Here is a 17,844-nt window from a genome sequence, read left to right as displayed (position 1 = left end):
AAAACTATTGCTTTTAAATTTTAAAGTGTAATAATAATCGTGAAGATAGATTTTGGGGGTGACGCCTAGAGTAGTAGTAAAAATCAAGAAGGAGGAATTATTAATATGAGCAAAATTAATGTATTTTCAGAAATCGGAAAATTAAAAGAAGTTTTAGTACACCGTCCAGGAAATGAAGTTGAAAATTTAACTCCAGATTTATTAGACCGTTTACTATTTGATGATATTCCTTTTCTAAAAGTTGCACAGTATGAACATGATAGGTTTACCCAATTGCTAACTGAAAACGGAGTAACAGTAAAATATATTGAAAATCTAGTTGCTGAAGCACTAGATCAAAACCCAGATTTAAGAGACGGTTTTATTAACAAATTTATCGAAGAAGCAAAAGTCAAAAAAGAATATGCAAAAGATTTTAAAGACTTTTTATCAAAAATGACAAATATTGACATGGTAAAACAAATGATTGGTGGTACTAAAAAAATTGAGTTAAATCAAGATGACAAATCACCATATCCATTTATCGCAGATCCACTGCCAAACGTTTTATTCCAAAGAGATCCATTTGCATCAGTTGGTAATAAAGTTACAATTCACAAAATGTGAAGTGAGACAAGAAATCGCGAAACACTATTTCCAGACTTTGTTTTTGATAATCACAAAGATTACAAAAATAATGTAGAAAAAGTTTATCAAAGAGAATATAAAGATTTTATCGAAGGTGGTGACATCTTAGTATTAAATAAGGAGACATTAATAATTGGTGTTTCACAAAGAACAAGTCATGAAGCTGTTGAAAAATTAGCTCAAAACTTATTCAAGGGTGAAGAAACATTTAAAAAAATTATAGTATTAGACTTGCCTAAAACTAGAAGTTATATGCACTTAGATACAGTATTTACTAATATTGATTTTGATAAATTTATTGTGCATCCATTGATTTTCGATGCAATAAGTGAATTTAAAATATTCGAAATTACAAAAGCAGGTAAAAAAGAAATTAAACTACCATTAATTGAATTCTTAAGTTCAGTAGTTGGAAAAGATGTTCAACTAATAAAATGTGGTGGATCAGATGAAATTGCTGCAGGTAGAGAACAATGAAACGATGGAACAAACGTAATCACAATCGCTCCAGGTAAAGTAATTGCTTATGAAAGAAACTGAGTAACAATTGATTTACTTAAAAAAGCTGGAGTTGAGGTAATCACAACTCCAAGTAGCGAACTTTCTCGCGGTAGAGGTGGACCTCGTTGTATGACAATGCCACTAGTAAGAGAAGATTTAAAATAAACTATATAAGTTAGGAGAAAAAATATGGCCTTAAATTTAAGAGGGAGAAGTCTTAGAACTTTACTAGATTTCTCACCAAGAGAAATTAGATACTTGCTAGACTTAGCAAGGGATTTAAAAAGAGCTAAATACGCTGGGAATGAAATTCCAAAATTAGTAGGTAAAAATATTTGCTTGCTATTTCAAAAAGATTCAACAAGAACTAGATGTGCTTTTGAAGTAGCAGCTCTTGACCAAGGTGCTCGAGTTACTTACTTAGGACCTAGTGGATCACAAATGGGTAAAAAAGAATCTGTTGAAGATACTGCCAAAGTTTTAGGAAGAATGTATGACGGAATTGAATTTAGGGGTTATAAACAAGAAGATGTTGAGATTCTAATCAATCACGCCGGAGTTCCAGTATTTAATGGATTAACAGACAAATACCATCCAACTCAAATTCTAGCTGACTTTATGACTATCATTGAGGAAAGAGGGGAATTAAAAGGTAAAAAATTAGTTTTCTTCGGAGATGCTCGAAACAATATGGGTAACTCACTAATGATTGGGGCTGCTAAAATGGGAATGCACTTTGTTGCTGCTGCACCAAAAAAATACTGACCTGATGAAGATTTAGTAAAAGAATGTCAAGCAATTGCCAAAGAAACTGGTGCTAAAATTGAATTTCAAGAAGATGCAAAACTAGCTGCCAAAGATGCTGACGTACTTTATACAGATGTTTGAGTTTCAATGGGAGAACCTGCTGAGGTTTGAGAATCAAGAGTTAAAGAATTAAAACCATATCAAGTTAACAAAGAAATTTTAAAACAAGCTAAAGCAGACGCATTATTTATGCACTGTTTACCAGCTTTCCATGATTTAAATACAGAAGTAGGAATGGATATCAATAAAAAATTTGGTTTAAAAGAAATGGAAGTTACCGACGAGGTCTTTAGATCTAAAAATTCAGTTGTTTTTGAAGAAGCTGAGAACCGCGTTCACTCAATCAAAGCCGTTATGGTTGCGATGATTGGAAATTAGTTTTTAAAATATTATAAAGAACTATTAATTTAAGGAAATATTGTTTAAAATAAACATTATATCTGTTAAATATAGAAAGGTTTTTTATGAAAAAAAATGACAAAGTGGTTGATGTAGATTTCAAAGCTGATAAGAGTTCGAAACCAGCCAAAAAAAGAAAATTTAAAATGCCAACGTCGTTTACAATCTTGTTTTTCATACTATTTATAGTTGTGATATTTACCTGAATTGGTAATTTAGCAGGCTGAAGTTATGATAGAGTAGTTCCTGAACATATCGCTCCTGGTGGAGGAGTTCTTGTACCTGAAACAATTGAAAAAGACGTAGTTGTAAAAGGAGCTGGAATATTCGATATTTTCCTAGCAATGACTAAAGGATTTGTTGGTAAAGCGGATATTATTATCTTCATTATTTGTTTGGGAGGTTTCTTGAACATAATAATGAGAACAAAAGCACTGGAAGCTTTTACCCAATCAATAACTAAAAAAATGGGTAAAAGAACAATTTGAGTTATCCCAATCTTAGTAACCTTCTTCAGTTTTTGTGGTTCAACTTATGGGATGGCAGAAGAAACATTAGGTTTCTACATGATTGTAATTCCATTAATGATTGCTGCGGGTTTTGATAGCTTTACAGCCTTGATGATTGTTTTATTTGGAGCCGGAGCCGGGGTTGTTGCCTCAACAGTAAACCCATTCTTAATTGGTTTGGCTGTTGAAGCTTCAAAAGTTGCAGAACTAACAACTAGTACAGGAATGGCATTTCGTTGAATTGGTTGAATAATCTTCACTTTTTTCACAATTTGCTTTATTATGTGATATGCAAGTAAGGTTAAAAAAAATCCACAAAAATCAGTTGTTTTCGAAACAGCTGAAAGAGATCGTATTTTCTTTCTTGGCGAATCAGTTGAAGAAGTAAAATTCAATAAAAAAAGAATCGCTTCACTTGTAGTGTTTTTATTAACCTTTGTAATTATGATTTTGTACTTAGTGGGGTGAAATGACATCCTAGGAAGTAACGGTGCAGAACAAGCGGGGGAATGATTTAACAAATACGTTTTCTTCCTTTCAGGACTAATTCCAGGATTTGGAACTGGTGGACTTGTTGAGGTTGCATGTTTCTTCATTATTAGTTCATTAATTATTGCATTAATTGATTGAAAAGGTGAGGAAGACTATATTGATGGTTTTATTGTTGGAAGTAAAGATATGTTAGGAGTATGTTTGGTAATTGCAGTTGCAGCTGGACTTGGATTCATTATGAGCGAAACTGGTTTACAAACTCTAATTATTACTGGACTTTCAAGTGGTCTGGGAGGATTAAATACAATAGGATTTGTAGTAATTTCTTTCTTCCTCTTTATTCCTTTATCATTCTTAATTCCATCAACTTCAGGATTTGCCACAGCAATATTCCCTTTATGAGGACCAGTTGCTGGAAGCATTTCAATAAGTGCGGCTAGTGGATCGATTACAGCATTCTCATTTGCTTCAGGTTTCTTAAACCTATTTACTCCAACTTCAGGAGTAGTAATGGGAGCATTAGGAATTGCTAAAATTGAGTACAGCAAAATATTTAAAGGTGGATGAATTTACCTACTAGGAGTATTACTAATTTCGATTGTATTACTTTCAGTTGGTCCATTATTACCATCACCAATTTTTTAAAAATAAAAACTAATATCACACACTTGGTGTGTGATATTTTTAATAAAGGAGAAAATTAAAATGAGTAAAATTGTTGTAGCAATCGGGGGAAACGCTTTAGGTGATAGCCCAGAAGAACAAAAACAAATTGTTAAAAATACCGCAAAACATTTAGCAAATATTATTGCTGCAGGCAATAAACTAGTGATTGTTCATGGTAACGGTCCTCAAGTAGGTATGATTAACTTAGGGTTTGATATTGCTCATAAAAATGAGAGTAAATCTCCAATCGTTGATTTTCCAGAATGCGGAAGTATGAGTCAAGGTTACATTGGTTATCATTTGCAACAGGCTTTAAATAATGAGTTAAAAAAAATGAATTTAAAAAAAGAAGTTGCTAGTTTAATCACTCAGACATTAGTTGATAAAAATGACCAAGCATTTAAAAATCCTACAAAACCAATCGGATCTTTTTATGATGAAAAGACCGCCAAAGATTTAGCAGCAAAAAATAATTGGTCAATTAAAGAAGATGCTGGTAGGGGATGAAGAAGAGTCATCGCTTCACCAAAACCAACTGATATCGTTGAGAAAAATATTGTTATTTCAATGGTTGAAAATCATATCGTTCCAATCGCAGCAGGAGGTGGAGGAATTCCTGTCATTCTTGAAGAAAGAAATTTAGTTGGTGTTGCTGCTGTAATTGATAAAGATTTTGCTGCAGCAAAATTAGCAGAAATTATTAATGCCGATCAACTAATTATCTTGACTGCTGTTGATAATATTATGATAAATTATGGTAAACCAAACCAAGAAGCATTGAAGGAAATTTCAACAACAGATTTAGAGAAACATATCAAAGACAACCAATTCGCTCCAGGAAGCATGTTACCAAAAGTTGAAGCGGCAATTAGTTTTGCTGCAAGAAAAAAAGATAATATTGCAGTAATTGGAAATCTAGAAAAAGTTAAAGAAGTTCTTGAGGGAAATTCAGGAACAAAAATAATGTTATAGCACTAAAAAAGAATCCATTAGGATTCTTTTTTTAACTTTAATATTGTAAATTAGAAGGGGATTTTGTCGGTAAATCCAGCACAACCCTCTAAGTCTAGAATAGTTTTGTAACCCAATTTAATTGCGTCTGCAACTGTATTAGCAACACAAATATCGGTGGCTACTCCCACAATTGTTAGTTCTTTGATGCCTAGTTGCTCCAATTTTTCGTGAAGATGATTACTATTGCCTTTTTCATCATAAAAAGCGCTGTAGCTTTCTATTTCAGGGTCTGTTCCTTTAATAATTATTTCATCAACTTGATCAACTGGAAGGCACAATTGCGAGCCTTGTTCATTTTGTAAACAATGAACGCCTCATTGCTTAAATGAATAATGATTATTAGGATGTCAGTCTTGAGAAGCAAAAACCATGTGATTTTCTTCTTTAAATTTTGTCAATAATTCCGTGATGTAATTTGACAATTTTTCTGCACCTTTAACATATAGGCTTCCTAAAGGATTTACAAAGTCATATTGGTAATCAACTATTAACAACGCCTTTTTCATTCATTCACCACTTTCTTTAAATATTTTATCAAATATTTGCTGCATAGATATAATTATCAATTAGCTTATTAAATTTTCTTTAACCATATTTTTTTAAATAAAAAACTTTGTTAAATATTGAACAAAGTTTTAAAAAGATTCTTTTATTAAAATAGCTATTTTAATACGGTTTTTAATATCTCCAGCTATTTGTGCTCCGTTAGTAAAATTAATGAACTTTTCAGCTGTATTTTGCGAAACACCAGCATCATTATTTAAATCAATTGACTCAATGTCTTTGGCGATTTCTTTACTTTTAAATTGTTTAAAGAATATGTTGATTACATCAGCTTTTTCTAACCTAATTTCTAAATCTTTTTTATCGTCTTTAAGAATTAAAAATTCTTCCTTAAAATTTTCTAGTTCTTTATAATTGCTATTTATTCATTTTTCAAAATTATCAACTGATTTTTTAATACTTAATTTTAAAATGTAATCTAAGTCCTCTAAATCGATACTTTGCAATGTGGTAGTAGGTCCTAATTTATTTACCAAATCATTCATTATTTCTAGGCTATTTGCCAACATTTTAATGATAGTTTCAATTTGAACTTTAACAATCAATTCTCCAATATCAACTTGATTTTCAATTAAGTCTTGAACAATATCTGTCCCGATTTCTGTATTTTGATTTGAAAATATTTTTGATAAATCAAAAATATTTTGGCTATCAATAGAGTATGAGTTAATGTCTTCAATGGTTTTTCACTCAGATACCCTAATTTGAAAATCTTTGTAGACATTGTCAATCACCTGTGGTTTAATTGAAATTGCAGCATTTTCATCGCTTAGGGGGTTGAACTCACCAAAACCACCGTTTGAAATTTCTAAAAAGTCTTTTTTTAATTTTTCTATTTTAATTGATAAATTATTTTTAAATCAAGACAAAGCAATTTCATCTATAAATTGCTTTAAATTTTTATCATAATTGGTTTTTTTCATTTAAATCTCCAAAACTTTCTTACTTAAATGTTATAACATAATACTTTTAAAAAATAGAATTTATTTGATATTATTTATTAAGAGAGAGTGGTATCATGAAGAAATATTCAATTACGCCAAGAGATGGCAAATTCTTTATTAATGAACATCAATTTATGAAAATTGATCGAACTAAGTTAAATTCTTACTTAAGTCAGATTAAATTTCCAGCGATTGTTATTGATACTGAATTTTTCAACCACTCCCACGACCGAAATGATCCAAACAACGAAAAGCTTTATAATGAAAATAGAAAAGATGTAGTAGTAGTTTTTCAATATTCATTTATAAGTAACTTAAAAGAAATTACAACAAGAGATAATACAAAAGCGATACAATCGGTATCTCTAAAAAGGGGTTATAACGATAGCAAGTATGACTTTGAAGCTCAGTACGAAAAAATGATTAAAAGTTTTTTGTCAAACTGCATTAAAAAAAGAATAAGAACAATGATTGTTGCCGGTGGTACTAATGATAATAAAATAATTCGCGAGTGAGCAGCTAAATACCACGGATTATTCAAGAATAAAAAAATTGATTTATTCAACTTCAATAGCAAAGGTCCTTTACCAGACATTAATTCTTTTGATATTTATAAACCATTAGAAGAAGCTTTAGCTTTTTCTAATTTTAATAAAGAGGGGCATGAATTTCATGTTAAAAATTTTTTAAAGACAGGTTGGTGTGGCGAAGATATGATTTCCATACCGGGTTTGAAAAAGTTTTTTGATTATTTTAAACAAATAAATAATTATGATTTTTATGAGGAGAAAGATGTTTATGAACTCTCTTGTCGAGCTCTTGAATTTTATAGTTATAAAAAAGTGAGTCTAGAAAAATATAAAGAATTGAATAATGATATAAAACAAATACGTAAACATTGCTATAACGATGTTTTAAAATTATTATTACTAATTGATTTTTTGTATTCATTTTCTTTCCTTCCGTATAAAGATAATAAATACATAAAAAGTGGTCAAAGTTAGCAATTTGGCATTAAATTCAAATATAATATAAATATGTGTCTAAAGGGAGGGCTTAAAAATGGCAAATAAGAAAAATAACAGCGGCAGAAACTTTTTACTTCTAAACTATTTCAAACCCTCAATTTACTTAAGAAGTTATAAAAAAATTAATTTAAATAGTTTGAAAAATAGCGGAATTAAAGTTATTTTATGTGATTTAGATAATACTTTGATTGGTTGAAATCAAAGAGTTCCAAATGCAGATATAATGAATTTTGTTAAAAATGTTAAGGAAAATGGTTTTGAATTTGTTTTGTTTTCAAATAATATCAGAAGTAGAGTTCAAAACTTCGCAAAAAAAGCTGGGATTGAAAATTATTTTTGAGATTGTAAAAAGCCGCTTTTGGGTAAAATGAAAATTGTAAAAAAATTACTACCATTCGATGATTCAGAAATTATTATGATTGGCGATCAACTAATAACTGATATTTTAGTCGCCAATCGAGCTCACATTAAAAGTATTTTGGTTTCACCAATTAGTAAAATAAATGAGGACAGCAAAATTGTGAGGTTCTTGGAGAACTTTATTTATAAGAGTTTGTCACAAAAAAATATTCTTCAGGAAGGTTTTTATACAGAGGGTGAATTAGGAGGTAATTATGAGATTCTTTAATTCAGATGATGGAAGCAAAAAAGGCAAGTCAAAAACTGCTTTAAAAGAAAATGATGAAAATGTTGGTAATACAACTAATAAAAACGAGTCTAATAAAAAGTGTGTTGGATGTGGTCATTTTCTTCATACCAGAGATATTAAAAAACCTGGTTATGTAAAGGATATCGAACTGCAAGATTATTGTCTTCGTTGCTTTAAAATAAAGTACTATAATAGTCTAGTCGAACAAGAAATTAATGATAAAGATTTTATTGAAATTTTAGACAATATCAATAAAGAAAAAAATAAAATTCGTTACTATTATGTAATCGATATATTCGACCTTCCTGGTAGCAGAATTACTTGATTGGAATCATTAATTGCCACTAAAGAAGTTGTAATCGTTGTTAACAAAAAGGACTTATTACCAAAATCAGTTAAACCTGAGAAAATAATTAAATATGTTAAGGAGCTATTTTCATCAACTCCATTAAAAGAATCTAAAATTATTTTAACAAGTTCTTTGAAAAATATTTATGTTGAAGAATTGCTAAAAGAAATAATGAAGGTAAGTTATGATCAGTATGTTGTTGGAATTTCTAATGCTGGTAAGTCGAGCCTAATAAACGCCATGTTAAAAGCAAATAACCAAATTTCTTCAATTGTTGCTAGTAAATATGTAAATACAACTTTAGACAGAATAAAAATTAATTTTACAGAAAACAATTCTATTTATGATACTCCGGGTTTGGTGAAACATCATCACATAGCTAATGCAACAGCAACTTCATATTGAGACTTTTTCTTTTTCGCCAAAGAATTAGTTCAAAAAACTTATCAATTAGAATCGGGACAAACAATTTTTTATGGTGGAATTGCTTGAATCACTTTCGAAGAGGGAATTAATCCACTAAGTAATCATAAATCGCGCAATGCCACAAATTTTCATTTCTATGTAAATCGAAATTTACCATTGCATCGAACTAAGGCAATCAATGCTGAAAATTACTTTAGAAAAAATCGTCATGTATTAGCTCCTCGCTTAGCTGATAATGACAGTGAATTTGAAACTAAAAAATTTGAATTTTCTAAAAGCGAAAATGTTGACTTACATATTTCGGGTTTAGGATGAGTTAATTTCAATTCCTATCCAGGATTAAAAATTAGTGTGACATTTCCAAAAACAGCAATGGGTGTTAAAATCCAATTGTTACCAGCACTTATTTAAGGGGTGAAATAATGAAAAATAAAATATTGTCAATCGATCTTGGTGGGACAAGCGCAAAAGTTGGAATTGTTGATCAGAATGGTAAGGTAGATATTAACTTTATTGTAGAAAACGATATGAAAAACATTTTACCCAATCTGTTAGAAAAAATTAAGGAAAAACTGAAGGAATCAAACTTTCAATACGAAGAAATTGATTTAATCGGATTTTCAACTGCGGGATTCATCGACCATGAACAAGGTATTGTTAGAATCGCTGGTAATCTTAATTGATTCGACTTTAATCTCAAAGATCAAGCAGAAAAATTATTCAAAAAACCTGTAGTCGTTTTAAATGACGCCAACGCAGCAGCGCTAGGTGAGTTTTGAGTTGGATCTGGGGAAAAATATAAATCAGTGGTTTTTTACACTCTTGGTACTGGAATCGGAGGAGCAATCATCATTAACGGACAATTAATTCAAGGTCAACACGGTTATGCGGGAGAATTTGGTCACGGTGGTGATATGCAACACGAAATTGACTGTAATTGTGGTTTGAAACATTGTTTAGAACCGACCACAAGCGCTGTTGGTCTAAGTAAAGCCATTAAGAAATTTTGACTGAAAAATCCAAATCACTCAACTTTAAGTTACTTTCCTAATCCCCAAGAAGTTGAAATGGTAGACATCGCGAATGTCTATAAAAAAAATAATTTTCCCCAAGATTTAAAAGATTTAATTATCACAATGTATAAGCCATTATTAAATCATATGGCACTAATGACTAAAGCATTGGATCCAGAAGCAATTTTAATTGGTGGAGGGGGGAGCAAAATGGGTGACCCTCTAATTGATATTATCAGAACCGGACTAAAACCATTATTGTTGCCAGTTTATGCAGCGGATTTAAAAATTCAAACCGCAGAATTAGGAAATGATGCTGGGATAATTGGAGCCGCATATTATGCTCTTCAAAAAGAAGGTAAGTAATATGGAAAAGTTAATTAAGAGAATTAATGAGTTAAGCCAAATTGCTAAGGATAGAGATTTAACTTTAAGCGAAACAAATGAGCGAACACTATTGCGTGAAGAATATATTAAAAACTTTCGAGCTGGATTTAAACAACATTTAGAAGCAATTAAAGTTGTGGATAAAGATGGGAACGACATTACCCCGAAACGAAAATAATTTTTTAAAATAGTAGCTAATGCTACTATTTTTAGTTATTTTATATTAATTTAAATGGTAAAAATTCCAAAATTATTTATAATCTATAAAATTAGTTATATAATAATAAAGTCAAGGAGATTTATTTAATGGTGGACAATAAAAGTAACAAATTTTTAAACAGTTTAAGAATTTTAGGAGTAGAAGCAGTAAATAAGGCTAACTCAGGGCACCCTGGAATTATTTTAGGGGCAGCTCCAATGGTATATGAATTGTATACAAAACATATCAATATTAATCCAAAAGATTCTAAGTGATTTAATCGCGATAGATTCGTTTTATCAGCAGGTCATGGAAGTGGATTATTATACTCAATTTTACACTTAAGTGGTCATAAATTATCAATTGAGGATTTAAAACAATTTCGTCAATTACATTCATTAACTCCAGGTCATCCCGAATTTGGAATGACAGATGGTGTTGAGGTGACAACCGGACCTTTAGGACAAGGTCTAGCAGCAGCAGTTGGAATGGCCGTGGCTGAAAAACATTTAGCAGGTAAATTCAATAAACCTAAATTTGAAATTATTGATCACTTTACCTACGTTTTACTTGGGGACGGAGATTTGCAAGAAGGAATTTCTCAAGAGGCAATTTCGTTTGCTGGTAATTATCAATTAAACAAATTAATCGTTTTTCATGATTCAAATGATATTCAATTGGATGGACCAGTTAATGTTGCCCAATCTGAAAATATGATTGAAAGATTTAAATCAGCTAATTGAGAAACTATTTTAGTAACTGATGGAGAAGACTTAAATGCAATTAGCAAGGCAATTGAAAAAGCTAAAAAATCTTCAAAACCAACTTACATTGAAGTTAAAACTATAATCGGATTGGGAGCAACCAAACAAGGAACCAGTTCAGTTCATGGAGAACCAGTTAAAGATGATTTAGTTAATGTTAAAAAATATTACAATTGAACAAACGAAAGTTTTCAAATTGATAAAGAAGTTTATGATCATTACCAAGAAAAAGTGGCTCAACGTGGAGCTAAAGTTCAAGAGCAATGAGATAAATTACTAAAAGATTATGAAAAAGCTTTCCCAACAGAATTTAAAGAATTCAAAAATGCAATTTCTAAAAATTACCAAATTAAGGAAAGCGATTTTGAAAGCATGGTTCCTGGAAAAGCGCAAGCAACAAGGGTTTCTTCTGGTCAAGTTTTAGACAAAATTTCACAACTAATTCCTTCTTTTATTGGGGGAAGTGCAGATTTAACCGCCTCAACAAAAGCTAAAGGAGCAGATGGTAATTTTAATAACAAAAACCTTGTTGGAAGAAACTTAATGTATGGGGTAAGAGAATTTGGAATGACAGCAATTAATAACGGAATTGCTGCTCACGGAGGTTTATTACCATTTGCTGGAGGATTCTTTGTGTTCTCAGATTACATGAAACCAGCCATAAGATTAGCTGCTTTAATGAATTTACAAAGCTTTTATGTTTTCACTCACGATTCAGTTGCAGTCGGAGAAGATGGACCAACTCATGAACCTGTTGAACAATTAGCAATGCTAAGAAGTATTCCGGGTTTAAATGTTTTTAGACCTGCTGATTTTAAAGAAACTTACGCAGCTTATATGACAGCATTAGAGGATAAAAATCATCCAAGTGCATTCATTTTAACTCGTCAAGATTTAGAAGAAATTCAAAATGAAAAAGTTCTTGAAAACGTTAAAAAGGGCGCTTACCTAATAAGAGAATCAAAAAATGCCAAAGTTACTTTGATTGCCACTGGTAGTGAAGTAAACTTAGCGATTAAGGTTCGTGATGAAATTGAAAAAACTCAAAAAATTGGAGTTAACGTCGTTTCAATGCCATCAATGAATTTATTTGATCAACAACCAAAAGACTACAAAGACAAAATTATTAATAAAAACACTCAAAGATTTTCAATTGAAATGGGAACAACATTTGGATGAGGAAAATATTTAGGCGATTCTGGATATAGTTTTGGAATTGATGAATTTGGTCATTCAGCTCCTGGTGATTTGGTAATTAAAGAATTTGGCTTTACAGTTGAAAAAATTAGTAAAGAAATAATTAAAAAATTAAATAAATAAAAAATGTGTTATTCTAATTAGAGAAAAATATTATGAAGGGGGGATTACAATGCTAGAGTGATATTGAGTATTAATTTTAATTATTGTTGCACTCGTAGTCGGAGGTTTTAGCGGTTTTTTAATTACTAAAAAAATCGTAAAGAAACAACTGAAAGAAAACCCACCTATAAATGAAGCACAAATTCGTGCAATGTATATGAGCATGGGTCGTAAACCAAGCGAAAGCGATATAAAAAGAACTATGAACGCAGTTAAAAAAGGCGCTTAGATATTATTTAAAAAAGGCAATTCATTATTCTGATGAATTGCCTTTTTTGGTTATTTTTGATTTTAGTTCTTTTACAACTGATTCTTTTTCTACTAACTGATCTGATTCTTTTGTCACATCAATACGCTTAGTTTTTTGTCCGTAAGTAAAGTAATATGGTTCTGTACCTTGGAATAGTCTTTTGATATTAGCATGGTGTTTTATAATTAGAATAATACCCCCAATTGTAACAGTAATGTTAATTACTAATCAACTTTCAAAAAAGTAATCACCATCTTGACCAACAAAACTATGAAAGAAATTCATTCAAGTTTGGCGACTGACAAAATCATCTTGGAAGTAAATTTGATTAAAATCACTACCATTTATACTGAAATTTGATAAACTTGATATTTGAGGTACTCAAGCTAAAATCAAAACCCCAATAGTTGCTGCAAGTGATGAAATACTTATTTTTCTAAAAACAAATATAGTAGTTCATCAGATGATGGTGAAAATAACCGCATAGAAGCCATTTGCGACTAATATTAGACCAATAAAACAACTAACAGCCTTTCCACCTTTAAATTTGTAATAGACCGGGTAACAGTGGCCAATTAAGGCGAACAGAGCCGGGATAAATAACGAAGTTTCAGAAAATAATGAATGCGGAATCGCGCTTATTCCTAAAGCAACAAATGATGCAACCACTACTTTAACAAGGTCTAGAAAAACAATGAATAAACCTCATTTTTTTCCTAAAATCCTGCTAGCATTTGTTGCTCCAGCATTATTACTACCATGTTTTCGAACATCGCCACCAGTTTTAAATCTAACAAAAACTATCGAAAAACTAATACTTCCAATCAAGTAACCAATTATACTTGCAAATAATGTACCTAATATCATTTATGAACTCCTTTATATAATCATTATTTTACAATAAAATAATAGATAATTGAATAAATGAGTTAAAATAATATTATATTGAAAGCGAGAAATAATATGAGTCAAAAAATAAATGAAGTGATTAATTTTAAACCAATTATCAGAGAAATTATTTTAGATGATTTAAAATCACTAAAAAATAATAAGAGTAATGATTTTATAGTAAATAAAGGCATGGTTGAAGAATTTCAGAAAATTACAAAAAAGGTTGAACCAAAGGATTTTTTAAATGACTTGGAAGCCTTATTTGAAAAATTAGCTAAAGAAGAAAGTTTTAACGAAGCGATGGTTATATCACAATTCATCCAAAGATATCACTATTTTTATCAGACATATGTAAACTATAATAATTTTACAGATCCGATTTCTGCTGAATCAATTACTAATCCAACAGCAACTTTTGAGTCAATTTATGTTCCTTTTTTCAGCAAGCAAATTGATTTTTATTTTGATAATTTTTTAGCAATCGTAAGAGAAACTAAACTAAGTGTTTGAAATGAGGTATTTTCTACTAAATTAAATAATAAAATTTCTACCGCTTTAACTGAGAAGGATTTTATTGAAAAAATTGCCCGTGTAGAAGAATTTGTGTTATGATTACAAACAAATTCATTTGTTGACTTAAAGTCATCAAGTCTAGAACTAGATAGTGATCAACAAATATTTCTAACACAATTAAATGAATTAAAAATAGTTTTACAGTCGGTAGATATTTTAGTTGAAAGAGTTTTAAAAAGAGTGGTTGAAGTAGCCAATGATTAAAAAAGATTTAAATCCCGAAGAACTAAAAGAGATTGAAGACCGATTAAGCGAACTTTATAAAAAAGAGAAAGAGATTGATAAAATAAAAAGAGGTAAATTATGACTTTGATTTATGATTCCTATTATTGGAATGTTAATTTACTATTTTGCCATTCAAAGAAGAAATGAAAATCCAGAATTTCAAATTCCAATGAGAAAAATTAAAGAAGAAATGGCACTATTAGAGTTACAATTACTTTTTTACAAAAAGAACAAGGAACAAGAGGTTGATTCAAATGGAGAAAAGCAAAAATAATAAACCTTTAATTGCAATTACAGGAGCAAGTAGCGGTATTGGACTTGCGTGCGCAAAAATGTTTGCAGCTCAAGGGTTCCCGTTATTATTAATGGCTCGAAGAGTAGAATTAATAGAAGAGTTAAAATTAAATAATTGTATTGCTGCAAAAGTTGACGTAAGAGATTTTCAAGAATTTAAAAAAGCTGTTGAAAAAGGCGAAAAGGAGTTTGGACCCGTCGATCTTTTAATAAATAATGCAGGAGTGATGCCAGTTGATTGGTTTTTAAGTCAAGATCATAACGAAAAAATGGATATGATAGATATTAACTTAAAAGGAGTTATAAACGGAATGGATTGTGTTCTATCCAATATGACAAAACGTAATCATGGAACAATAATTAACGTTGGTTCAGTTGCTGGTAGATGAACTAGTGATTGAAGAGCGGTTTACAATGCAACTAAATTCGGAGTACACGCACTTACTGAAGCTGTAAGAAGAGAAGTAAGTGATTCAGGAGTCAGAATTTGTTTGATTGCTCCAGCAATTGTTGATACCAATCTTTTAAGTACAAGCAAGAATTTGGAAATTGTTGATAAATATAAAACAATTAAGAAAAAAATAAATAATGGTTTAACCAGTGAAGAAATAGCTCAGCAAATATTATACATTTATAGTTTGCCACAGCATATCGCTATTAAAGAATTAGTTATTTCTCATGTTAATCAAAAAATATAATTGGAGGTAGCAATGAATAAAACCGCAAAGGATTACCGATTTGGAATTGAAAAAGAGGAAGCAGAAAGTCCTTCGAACTCATTGGTAAAATATAGCATTGGACAAGGAATGCCAACTTGTTCTCACGAAAAGATTAGATTAGTTGGACCTCCAGCAATATATGGTTGCTTGAAATGTGGTAGTGAATTTAATCTAAATGGAAAAATTAGATTTAATAAATTTCGCCATCGAATTGTAGTAAAAAATATAAAATAAATTTTAAAGGAGTTTTTTATATGAGTAGAGTAACCTATTTTAATCCATACAACAGAATGTTGCATCACTTAGATCCGAATGTAACTCTAGTAGCGGATTTTGCTAATTGAACAGACTATCATGATGAAAAAATTGAGGAATTGATTAAATATGGTAGAGAGAGAAAATTAAAAACCTCAATTACTGTATTTATGATTGAAACATTAGAGCACAATCGTTTATGAGCCGAACATAATATAATTGAAAAATTTTCAAACTATGATATTGATTACTTAATATTTTATTGTTACTATCCTACAAATATTTTTAACGAAGACCCTGTAACTAGTATTTTTTATGCTATGAAACTGAACTTGAATACACAAGCGGCACTTTATGATGATAGTTTTAAATTTTATGATAACGGAATTTTAGATGAATCTAAATTCGATTGCTTTGAAGGTAATTTTAAATATTTAAAAGGTCGAGAAAATCCCGAAATTTTAGAATTAAATAAATTACTAAAAGCCGGTAAATTTTTAGAGTTTGAAAAAAGAACCGGGATGAAATATGAGTTTAGCGAATTCATTAAAGAGGGTAAAAAAATTGGTAGAAAAATTGGCTTTCCAACAATAAATCAAGAGGTTGATGATAAACTGCCTTTAGAAAAAGGAGTTTTTTTATCAAAGGTTTATGTTAGAGGAATTGAAGACAGATCATTTTTTGGAATTAGTGATCATTGAGACAATGCCGAAGGAAAAACTATGTTTGAGACTTATATTTTAGACTTTAACCAAGACATTTATGGGTGACAGGTTAGAATAGTACCGTTAGAATATATTAGAGAAAATAAAAAAGTTAATAATTTGGAAGAACTTAAAGAATTAATAAATAAGGATCTTGAAAAAGCCAAAAATTTAATAAGTAAGATAAAATAAAACCTCATAGGGGAGTTTGTTTACCAATAGGGGAGGTAAAAATTAGTATGAGTTTAGCAGAAAATAAAAAATTATTATTGGGATGCCACGTAAGTATGAATAAACCAGGAAAATATCTATTAGGTTCACTACAAGAAGCTTTAGATTGTGGTGCAAATACGTTTATGATTTTTACAGGAGCTCCACAAAACACTAGAAGAACTCCGGTTGAAGAATTGAATATCTCAGAATTTAGAGAAAAAATGACAGAAAACAATATAGATATAAACGACTTAATTGTCCACGGACCGTACACAATTAATTTAGCGAATTCATTAAAGCCAGAAACTTTTGAATTTGGAGTTAGATTATTAAAAGAAGAAATTAATAGAGTTGAAGCAATTGGAATTAAGACTCTTGTTCTTCACCCAGGAAGTTCTTTAGGAGCTCCAATTGAACAAGCCTTAAATCAGCTAGTAAAAGGTCTAAATGAAGTTATTAAGCCCGGTCAAAATGTTAAAATTGCCTTAGAGACAATGGCAGGAAAAGGTAATGAAGTCGGGACAAAATTTGAAGATTTTAAGTATATAATAGATCGTCTTAAGTATCCAGAATTTGTTGGAGTTTGTTTTGATACCTGTCACTTAAATGATGCAGGTTACAATGTAAAAAATGATTTTAATAGTGTTATTGAGGAATTCGATAAAATTGTGGGACTTGATAAATTATTAGCTGTCCATCTTAATGATTCATTAAACGAGAGTGGTAGCCGCAAAGATCGCCATGCAAATATTGGATATGGAAAGATTGGTTTTGATTCTTTGCTTAGCATAACAGAAAACCCTAGACTACAAGGAATTCCGATAGTTTTAGAAACACCTTGAGTAAATGACCAAAATCCTTACAAAACAGAAATAGCAATGTTAAAGGAAAAAAAATTCAAAGATAATTTTCCAGAACTCAATAATGAAAAATAGTTATTTTATAACTATTTTTTTACTTTAATAGGGTTAGGAAACTATAAAAATACTGTGAAATAGTGTATATTTAAATAGAGAATAAATA

The 17,844-nt window shown here is 30.3% G+C and carries 20 protein-coding genes; 17 read left to right on the top strand and 3 right to left on the bottom strand.

Going from position 1 to position 17,844, the window contains the following annotated elements; translation table 4 throughout:
* The first annotated feature begins 105 nt into the window (after positions 1–105).
* From SALLE_RS02720 to arcC, 4 genes are all read left to right on the top strand, one after another.
* Positions 106–1,293, top strand: coding sequence for an arginine deiminase (locus tag SALLE_RS02720; protein WP_115558105.1), 1,188 nt, complete (start codon positions 106–108; stop codon positions 1,291–1,293).
* 24 nt (positions 1,294–1,317) lie between these two features.
* The gene (gene argF / locus SALLE_RS02715) at positions 1,318–2,313 is read left to right on the top strand and encodes an ornithine carbamoyltransferase (RefSeq protein WP_115558104.1); all 996 of its coding nucleotides are present in this window, start codon (positions 1,318–1,320) and stop codon (positions 2,311–2,313) included.
* An 86-nt stretch (positions 2,314–2,399) separates the two neighbouring features.
* On the top strand, positions 2,400–3,980 hold the full coding sequence (locus SALLE_RS02710) for a YfcC family protein (protein WP_162807938.1): 1,581 nt from the start codon (positions 2,400–2,402) through the stop codon (positions 3,978–3,980).
* Between the two features lie 60 nt (positions 3,981–4,040).
* On the top strand, positions 4,041–4,973 hold the full coding sequence (gene arcC, locus SALLE_RS02705) for a carbamate kinase (protein ID WP_115558103.1): 933 nt from the start codon (positions 4,041–4,043) through the stop codon (positions 4,971–4,973).
* Between the two features lie 50 nt (positions 4,974–5,023).
* Here the strand turns inward: arcC and SALLE_RS02700 are convergent, their stop codons facing one another.
* Both SALLE_RS02700 and SALLE_RS02695 read right to left on the bottom strand, forming a co-directional pair.
* Positions 5,024–5,521, bottom strand: coding sequence for an isochorismatase family protein (locus SALLE_RS02700; RefSeq protein ID WP_115558102.1), 498 nt, complete (start codon positions 5,519–5,521; stop codon positions 5,024–5,026).
* A gap of 129 nt (positions 5,522–5,650) precedes the next feature.
* Positions 5,651–6,502: a hypothetical protein gene (locus tag SALLE_RS02695; RefSeq protein WP_115558101.1), complete on the bottom strand. Its 852-nt coding sequence runs from the start codon at positions 6,500–6,502 to the stop codon at positions 5,651–5,653.
* A 95-nt stretch (positions 6,503–6,597) separates the two neighbouring features.
* Here SALLE_RS02695 and SALLE_RS02690 point away from each other — a divergent pair, with 95 nt between their 5' ends.
* The 7 genes from SALLE_RS02690 to SALLE_RS02660 all read left to right on the top strand — a co-directional run bounded on the left by SALLE_RS02690 (position 6,598) and on the right by SALLE_RS02660 (position 12,926).
* Complete coding sequence (locus tag SALLE_RS02690) at positions 6,598–7,527, top strand: hypothetical protein (RefSeq protein WP_115558100.1); 930 nt, start codon at positions 6,598–6,600, stop codon at positions 7,525–7,527.
* 58 nt (positions 7,528–7,585) lie between these two features.
* Positions 7,586–8,179 (top strand): YqeG family HAD IIIA-type phosphatase, encoded by a 594-nt coding sequence (locus SALLE_RS02685; protein ID WP_115558099.1) that lies wholly within the window; start codon positions 7,586–7,588, stop codon positions 8,177–8,179.
* On the top strand, positions 8,166–9,386 hold the full coding sequence (gene yqeH / locus SALLE_RS02680) for a ribosome biogenesis GTPase YqeH (RefSeq protein ID WP_115558098.1): 1,221 nt from the start codon (positions 8,166–8,168) through the stop codon (positions 9,384–9,386). Before SALLE_RS02685 ends, yqeH begins: the two co-directional genes overlap by 14 nt.
* Before the next feature lie 11 nt (positions 9,387–9,397).
* Positions 9,398–10,354: an ROK family protein gene (locus SALLE_RS02675; RefSeq protein ID WP_115558097.1), complete on the top strand. Its 957-nt coding sequence runs from the start codon at positions 9,398–9,400 to the stop codon at positions 10,352–10,354.
* A gap of 1 nt (position 10,355) precedes the next feature.
* Complete coding sequence (locus tag SALLE_RS02670; RefSeq protein WP_115558096.1) at positions 10,356–10,553, top strand: DUF896 domain-containing protein; 198 nt, start codon at positions 10,356–10,358, stop codon at positions 10,551–10,553.
* Positions 10,554–10,684: 131 nt separating this feature from the next.
* Positions 10,685–12,658: a transketolase gene (gene tkt, locus SALLE_RS02665; protein ID WP_425451053.1), complete on the top strand. Its 1,974-nt coding sequence runs from the start codon at positions 10,685–10,687 to the stop codon at positions 12,656–12,658.
* A gap of 49 nt (positions 12,659–12,707) precedes the next feature.
* The gene (locus SALLE_RS02660) at positions 12,708–12,926 is read left to right on the top strand and encodes a YneF family protein (protein WP_115558094.1); all 219 of its coding nucleotides are present in this window, start codon (positions 12,708–12,710) and stop codon (positions 12,924–12,926) included.
* A gap of 24 nt (positions 12,927–12,950) precedes the next feature.
* On the opposite strand, the gene plsY is transcribed toward SALLE_RS02660, so the two are convergent.
* The gene (gene plsY, locus SALLE_RS02655; RefSeq protein ID WP_115558093.1) at positions 12,951–13,814 is read right to left on the bottom strand and encodes a glycerol-3-phosphate 1-O-acyltransferase PlsY; all 864 of its coding nucleotides are present in this window, start codon (positions 13,812–13,814) and stop codon (positions 12,951–12,953) included.
* 96 nt (positions 13,815–13,910) lie between these two features.
* On the opposite strand from plsY, the gene SALLE_RS02650 reads away from it, so the two are divergent.
* Genes SALLE_RS02650 through SALLE_RS02625 form a run of 6 tightly spaced genes read left to right on the top strand, consistent with a single transcriptional unit; the run spans position 13,911 to position 17,756 of the window.
* On the top strand, positions 13,911–14,615 hold the full coding sequence (locus SALLE_RS02650; RefSeq protein WP_115558092.1) for a hypothetical protein: 705 nt from the start codon (positions 13,911–13,913) through the stop codon (positions 14,613–14,615).
* Positions 14,608–14,910 carry a hypothetical protein gene (locus SALLE_RS02645; RefSeq protein ID WP_115558091.1) on the top strand — a complete coding sequence of 101 codons (303 nt, stop codon included), beginning with the start codon at positions 14,608–14,610 and terminating at the stop codon, positions 14,908–14,910. Before SALLE_RS02650 ends, SALLE_RS02645 begins: the two co-directional genes overlap by 8 nt.
* A complete protein-coding gene (locus SALLE_RS02640; RefSeq protein WP_115558090.1) occupies positions 14,891–15,628 on the top strand; it encodes an SDR family oxidoreductase in 738 nt (245 codons plus the stop codon). Before SALLE_RS02645 ends, SALLE_RS02640 begins: the two co-directional genes overlap by 20 nt.
* 12 nt (positions 15,629–15,640) lie before the next feature.
* Positions 15,641–15,883 carry a hypothetical protein gene (locus tag SALLE_RS02635; RefSeq protein ID WP_115558089.1) on the top strand — a complete coding sequence of 81 codons (243 nt, stop codon included), beginning with the start codon at positions 15,641–15,643 and terminating at the stop codon, positions 15,881–15,883.
* 20 nt (positions 15,884–15,903) lie between these two features.
* Positions 15,904–16,800 (top strand): riboflavin kinase, encoded by an 897-nt coding sequence (locus SALLE_RS02630; RefSeq protein ID WP_115558088.1) that lies wholly within the window; start codon positions 15,904–15,906, stop codon positions 16,798–16,800.
* 47 nt (positions 16,801–16,847) lie between these two features.
* Positions 16,848–17,756: a deoxyribonuclease IV gene (locus SALLE_RS02625; protein ID WP_115558087.1), complete on the top strand. Its 909-nt coding sequence runs from the start codon at positions 16,848–16,850 to the stop codon at positions 17,754–17,756.
* Positions 17,757–17,844: the final 88 nt, after the last annotated feature.

The organism is Spiroplasma alleghenense (assembly GCF_003363775.1).
Taxonomy (GTDB): domain Bacteria; phylum Bacillota_I; class Bacilli_A; order Mycoplasmatales; family Mycoplasmataceae; genus Spiroplasma_B; species Spiroplasma_B alleghenense.
The sequence above is the reverse complement of the archived record's forward strand: the minus strand, read 5'-3'. Positions and strand labels throughout refer to the sequence as shown.